Consider the following 486-nt stretch of genomic DNA (forward strand, 5'->3'; position numbering starts at 1 on the left):
TGTCATCTTTTGGAAAACAGGAGTTTTGTTATGCAAAATGTTAGTGTCCCATCGTCACAGGCCCTACGAACCTCTACGGCTCTTACGTATTCAACCACCGAGACCTGCACTTTGGGAACACGAGACGGTGTGAGTTTTCCAATGACATCGGGCGGCGGTCAGGCAGATTTTCTGGACATCGGTTCTCAAGGCGCGGCTCAACCTCAGTACAGGTTGACGGATACATCTGCTCCTGGGGTTTTTGGATTGAGCTCTGATGCTGCAATTGGAGAAGGTCATGCGCCTTTCTGGGGTGGCACATCTGGCGAGACACTGAACACTCATTATGCACCGACCCTTCCGCATTTCGCATTTGGGCAGACGCCCGGTTCTGCTCCACAAGAAGCTGTTACAGGCAGCGGCAATACACCACATAAAAACCACTCATCAAAAGTAACCCCGGAAGTGTTTGAGAAGATCAAGGCGCTGAGAGACCAGGGATTGTCT

At 51.0% G+C, this 486-nt stretch carries 1 protein-coding gene; it reads left to right on the plus strand.

Features of this window, described 5'->3' with window-relative positions:
• Positions 1-141 precede the first annotated feature (141 nt).
• Positions 142-486 (plus strand): hypothetical protein (locus ABLN87_RS22345; RefSeq protein WP_353014310.1); only part of this gene is annotated, 345 nt, incomplete at its 3' end.

The organism is Ruegeria sp. SCP10 (genome assembly GCF_040329495.1).
Lineage (GTDB): Bacteria > Pseudomonadota > Alphaproteobacteria > Rhodobacterales > Rhodobacteraceae > Ruegeria.